Annotated in this window: 5 protein-coding genes; 1 reads left to right on the forward strand and 4 read right to left on the reverse strand. The window is 47.9% G+C overall.

From position 1 onward, the window contains the following. Nucleotides 1-1,006: 1,006 nt before the first annotated feature. Together ACLTD4_RS32620 and ACLTD4_RS32625 are read right to left on the reverse strand one after the other, a co-directional pair. Nucleotides 1,007-1,342 carry a cyclic-di-AMP receptor gene (locus tag ACLTD4_RS32620; RefSeq protein WP_002600650.1) on the reverse strand — a complete coding sequence of 112 codons (336 nt, stop codon included), beginning with the start codon at nt 1,340-1,342 and terminating at the stop codon, nt 1,007-1,009. A 107-nt stretch (nt 1,343-1,449) separates the two neighbouring features. Next, nucleotides 1,450-2,016, reverse strand: a complete 567-nt coding sequence (locus ACLTD4_RS32625) for an NUDIX hydrolase (RefSeq protein WP_117624535.1) — start codon at nt 2,014-2,016, stop codon at nt 1,450-1,452. 100 nt (nt 2,017-2,116) lie between these two features. On the opposite strand from ACLTD4_RS32625, the gene ACLTD4_RS32630 reads away from it, so the two are divergent. Continuing rightward, the gene (locus tag ACLTD4_RS32630) at nt 2,117-2,695 is read left to right on the forward strand and encodes a ferritin-like domain-containing protein (protein ID WP_117624536.1); all 579 of its coding nucleotides are present in this window, start codon (nt 2,117-2,119) and stop codon (nt 2,693-2,695) included. On the opposite strand, the gene ACLTD4_RS32635 is transcribed toward ACLTD4_RS32630, so the two are convergent. Together ACLTD4_RS32635 and ACLTD4_RS32640 are read right to left on the reverse strand one after the other, a co-directional pair. Continuing rightward, nucleotides 2,688-3,251, reverse strand: coding sequence for an HD domain-containing protein (locus ACLTD4_RS32635; protein ID WP_117624537.1), 564 nt, complete (start codon nt 3,249-3,251; stop codon nt 2,688-2,690). The two genes, ACLTD4_RS32630 and ACLTD4_RS32635, sit on opposite strands and share 8 nt — an antisense overlap. Continuing rightward, nucleotides 3,251-5,173 carry an endonuclease MutS2 gene (locus ACLTD4_RS32640; RefSeq protein ID WP_117624538.1) on the reverse strand — a complete coding sequence of 641 codons (1,923 nt, stop codon included), beginning with the start codon at nt 5,171-5,173 and terminating at the stop codon, nt 3,251-3,253. The genes ACLTD4_RS32635 and ACLTD4_RS32640 overlap by 1 nt, the downstream gene beginning before the upstream one ends. Nucleotides 5,174-5,738 lie beyond the last annotated feature (565 nt).

The following is a 5,738-nucleotide window of genomic DNA, read 5'->3' on the forward strand; positions in this document are numbered from 1 at the left end:
TGCGGCGGCATATCCTACCCACTTAAAAACGCCATATCAAGGCTTGTCCAACCTTGCTACGGCGTTTTAGGTGTAATCATAGGGGCTGTTTAATTGTCTTTAAGATAGTGGAAAGCCGCATGGTTACGGCAATTTCCGTGTTGTGCATATATTGACGGAGCAGTCGGGCCTGTAGCTCCTCTCGGACCTGCAGCTCCTGTTGCACCGGTCGCACCTGTTGCTCCAGGAAGTCCCTGAAGTCCGGTTACACCCTGCGGACCCTGAGGACCTGTAACACCGGCAGGCCCCTGCGGACCTGTAACACCCTGAAAGCCTCTTGGTCCCTGTGGACCCTGCGGCCCTGTTGCCCCACGAGGCCCCTGCGGACCTGTCGCGCCCTGAGGCCCTCTCGGCCCAGGACAGCCCTGCGGACCCTGCGGCCCCGGAAGACCTGGAAGTCCCTGCGGCCCTCTCGGTCCCTGAGGCCCTGGACAGCAGTGGCACATGTTATTACCACAGTTATTACCGCAATTACCACCGCAATTACTACCACAAGTACCTCCACAGCTACGATTTGATACATTCGGACAGCCTGGACGGTCTGCATACGGCGACTGCTGTGAAACAGACTGGTACTCCTGTTGTCCATCGGATATATGGTTATCGAAATTGGGGATTCCAAACGGGCCCCCCGCCTTCGGATAATATTTACAACTCATAAAAAACCTCCTGAATTCTCTTTCCATTATTATTCTATGTCCAACAGGAAAAAAGAGTTCTAGGGGTTCTGTTTACTTCCAATTATCACGGCAAAATAAAAGGGATCACAGCTTCCTGCAATCCCTCTTTCCGCTTTGTTTCAATCCACGCTCGATAATGTCACAGAGTGCGACTACATCTTATAGATGCGCGGCTTGACTTATTGTCAGTGGGGGGACCGATTTCTCTCCGCCCGCCACTGCCGTTAAGCTTATTTTTGGCGTTTCATTCCTCCATCTGTAGAGGTGGGGAATTCTCGCTTGTTTTGTTAAATCTTTTCGAACCGTTCCACGTCCGTTACAAATATCGTTGCCCCGCCAAGCTCAACGGTCATTGGCATCATCATATATCCTGCTGAAATAGATGCAATATTCGGTGCCGGAACATTACAGGTTATCTTCTGTCTCTTTCCACAGGTATCCTTAATTAAATTAATTACTTCCTCAACCTTGTCATCATTCGTACCAATCATCAGAGTAGAGTTGCCTTTCTTCAAGAACCCACCGGTAGTAGCCAATTTCGTTACGCTGAAGCTGTTTTCATTCAGTACATCTGTCACACGGTTTCCATCATCGGAACTGACAATTGCATAAACTATCTTCATATCAATCACCTCGTTGTCTTTCTTGGCAAATATATAAGCTGGTTCTATTATAAAGCATAATCAGAAAAAATAAAACAGCAAATCACAAAATAGTTATCAATTTTCTGTTAATATTCATAACTCTTCATCTTTTCTGCAAGCTTTCGATAAACCCAGGTCTGCATCCACGGCTCCTTTGATGCGTTGATTCCATCCTCCGTCAAAAACCAGCGCACATCACTGTTTTCATCCTCTTTTTCATGCAGATTTGCTTCTTCATCCGCCTCCAGCAGATAGGTGATGTTCAAATGAAGGTGAGACGATACATAGCTTCCATTTTTCATATGACCGGACACAGTCAGTATCTCAATGGAAAAGATATCTTCGGTGACAGGGCTCACAGAGCGAAGCCCGCTCTCCTCCATCGCCTCTTTTTGAGCCACCAGAAGCAGGTTCTTCTCTCCATCCGCATGACCGCCCAGCCAGGCCCACGAATCGTAAATATTATGATACGCCATCAAAATTTTACTGCGCTCACGGTTTGTCACCCATGCCGAGGCAGTCATATGGACGTCTTTGCTCTCTCTCGTATATACCAGATCCCCTCGCTCCAAAAACTTCAGAATCTGTTCCCGGTCTTTTTCTTCCTGTTCATTATATGGTATGTAACCCATTAATGCTTCCTTCAAATCCATCTCTTTTTCCCTCCTGCCGCCACTTTTTTAACTTTCCAGTCATAACTCGTCTTTTTTTGCTTATATATTGAATAAGAACCTTATTTAACGAGGATATTTCATGGATATAACAACATTTCATTACTCAGATCACATTCCGTATCCACCCGTAAAGGTGGACGGCAAAAATCCCCAGTATGCGGCCGCAATTCTTTCCAATATTGGTTCCTGCAACTCCGAGATGACCGCAGTCAGCCTTTACTTTTATAACAGCCTGATCACCAGGGAGCACTATCACGACGTATCCGAATGTTTCAACCGGATCAATCTTGTGGAAATGCGGCATCTCGATATCTTTGGTGAACTTGCTTTAAAGCTGGGAACTGACCCGCGGTTATGGAGCTATAACAAAGGGCGCATGTACTACTGGTGTCCCGGATGCAACCAGTATCCGACGCAGATTCATGCACTGCTCACTAATGCACTCGAAGGAGAGATCCAGGCTATCCACAAATACCATGCTCAATCCGAATGGATTGAAGATGGACATATTCGGTCAATTTTAAACCGCATCATCGCGGATGAAGAGCTTCACGTCAAGATATTCCGTTCTCTCTTATCCGAGTTTTCCATGCCGGAACCAGAAACGCACTCGGAGCCGGCTGAATCACCGGAGCCCACTACTCAGGTTCCTACATAATGTGTTTCTTCGTCTCCTGATCCAGTCTGTCACGCAGTACGGCCATCAGCCCGTCTTCACGAAAATAGGCTGCGCCGTACTGCAGATTAAATTCATAATCAAAGTCGGACGGATTCATCCCCTGATTATGCTGCAAAATAGTTTCCGCCTTATCCAGAGCCTTCACCAGATGGGCCTCAGGAGACCTGTTCTCGTTATATTCCTTCCAGATCGCCATAAAATTCTCACGATCTTTATCCGGGAGAAATGAAAACAGCCGTTCCACAGACCGCTGCTCCTCCGCATGCTTTTGCTGTTCATCTGGCAGCAGGGCGGCCGATATATCACCGTCATACAGCTCCCCCAGATCATGGATCAGGCACATGATAAGTACCCTCTTTCCATCCAGTTCCGGATATTCGCCCAGCATCAGAGCGGCAAAGAGAGCCAGCCTCCAGCTGTGTTCAGCCGTGCTCTCCTGTCTCCCTGCAGATCCCCACGCCGTGCGCAGTACATTCTTTAAAAGCTCTGTCTCCTTTATAAAAGCCAGATACCCGTCAAGCCGTTCTTCCTCCATCATTCATCCTCCATCCTGATTTCTACACCCTCCTGGTGCTTCCTCTCCATCTGATGCCGATTCTTCCTATTTTCCACTGTGTCAAATATAATCGAGAAATCGTAATCTTCCGGATAGAGCTCTTCTGCTGCGACTAAAAGCTTTATCCGTTTGTGATTGATCCATATCTTCCTGTCCTGCAGCTGCACCTGGAGGACGCCCTTCTCATTCACCGTTCTGCATACAATTCCCGTCTTTTTATCCGGCAGAACTAAAACACTGTCGCCAACTGTAAACTTCACAGCCAGTTCCTTCTGAATTCCCTTTTCTTCCTTCTGTTTCCGAATACGGGGGCCTTCCGGAAGAATGACATGCTTTTTCTTTTTGTCTCCGCTCTCCGCCTGAAGCCGCTCTGGTTTCAAGTTGCCGTATGCAGCCTGTTCCGCTCTTAAAAGCATGGCATCCGGCATACCTAATTTTTTAGCAATAAACAGGGCGCAGCTTTCTCCCGCTTCTCCCTGTACAAGCCGGTAAAGCGGCTGCAGGGTCTCCCGGTCAAAGGCCATTCTCGCATTCTCAACACCATCGGCCGCTTCCGCATATCCCTTCACCTCCGGATAGTGGGTCGTAACCAGGAACAGACATCCGCACTGCCTCAGACTCTCCAATATGGCAATGGCAATTCCCATTCCCTCCGCCGGATCCGTACCGGACCCAAGTTCGTCCAGAAGTACCAGACTCTCCGGTCCTGCTTTTTTCAAAATATCCAGCACATTTGTAATGTGAGCGGAAAAGGTGGACAGATTCTCAGATATATTCTGTCCGTCTCCAATATCGCACAGCACCTGATTATTCATACAGAGACTGGCTTCTTCACATGGCACGTGAATTCCGCACTGCGCCATGATACAGAACAACCCCACCGTCTTCATCGTCACAGTCTTCCCGCCTGTATTGGGTCCTGTAATGACAACACCATTTCCCCGGTTTCCGAGCTCGAAGCTCAAAGGCACTGCGTGTTCCCGACTCATCAGCGGATGTCTGCCGTTCCTGATTCGAATGTTCCGTTCCATGTTGATCTGCGGTTCTTTCGCCTCCATAGCAGCGCTTAACTTTCCTTTGGCGAATATATAGTCCAGCTTCTCAATCAGTCTCTTGTCGGCTTCGAAAACCTCCCGGTTTTCCGCCACCATGGCCGTCAGTTCATAGAGAATTCGTCTCGTTTCATTCTCTTCTTCCATCTTCAGCAGCTCCAGCTCTGAATTCATAGAGGCAACCGCTTCCGGTTCGATAAAAAGAGTGGCCCCTGTAGCGGACTTATCAATCACACTTCCCGGTACCGATGACCGGTATTCCTTCTTTACAGGCAGACACATCTTGCCATTACGGTTCGTCACGTAATGATCAGCAAAACAGTTCTTCCTGCTCTTTAAGATTGAGTCCGCTTTAGCCCGGACCTTTTCCTCCATACGGATTATGTCCTGCCGCAGACTTCTGAGAAGGCGGCTGGCTCCGTCCTCGACCCGTCCTCCTCTGACAGCTTCCGCGAGCTGCTCCCTCAAGTGCTCCAGGGGATCCAGTTCCTCATCATAGCAGGCCAGACTTGTGTTTAAATATCTGCACCGGTTCAAAAAGTCCTTCAGGCGTTTTACCGCCGTCAGCGTCATACCGACCGATTCCAGCTGTTCGGCTGACAGACAGCCGTCCTGTCCGACTATAATCAGGATGTCATCCACATCACTCATGGACGCAATCGGCGGCATACCTGCACTTTCAATAATCCGTCTCGCCTCTGTCGTATCCTTCTGACTCTTCCTTACATCGCCCTCGTACAGATACGGTTCCATGCTGCGTATTCTCTCTTTTGCTGACTTTGTACATGCCAGTTCTTCCAGTTGTCTTAATATATGGTCAAATTCTAATGTATGAAATGTGTTGTTCATTGTTCTTTCTCCTGTTTTATTGTTCATTTACCAGTAGCAGCCAGGCGGCATCAGAAGAGGAATAGACAGCAGCTTTTCTTATTACGAATAAAGAGTCCGGCGAGCCGGACTCTCGCGCCGGAGCGCGGTTGCCTCAGCAACCATACTTCCTTAGCGCGGAGTGCGCATCCTGCCCGGAGGGCTTTTTGTGTAACAGGAGCACTTTCCTGTTACACAAAAAACTGCAGGATCATAGGGCTGGCTATGTTCCTGCAGATAACGATTCATCCTTTTCGTGTATATCACTGCCATTCACATCCCTATGGTCCAAACAGGTACACAAAATAGAAAGAAGATTCTGCCTTACAAAATCAATCTTCTCTTAAGCTGTTCCTGTTCCCGCTATTCTCTTTCTATGCGCCATATTCAGATGCAATTAACAAACACACACTTCCAATCATTTTTATTTATCGCTACTATATCATGTCAATCTGCAAATGTCAACGGAATTTCCTTCCACCTTCTGTCCACTATATAAACCAAATATGATAATGTCCTAAGTAACCACAAATGAAAATGTCCTCAA

The organism is Hungatella sp. (assembly GCF_046966825.1).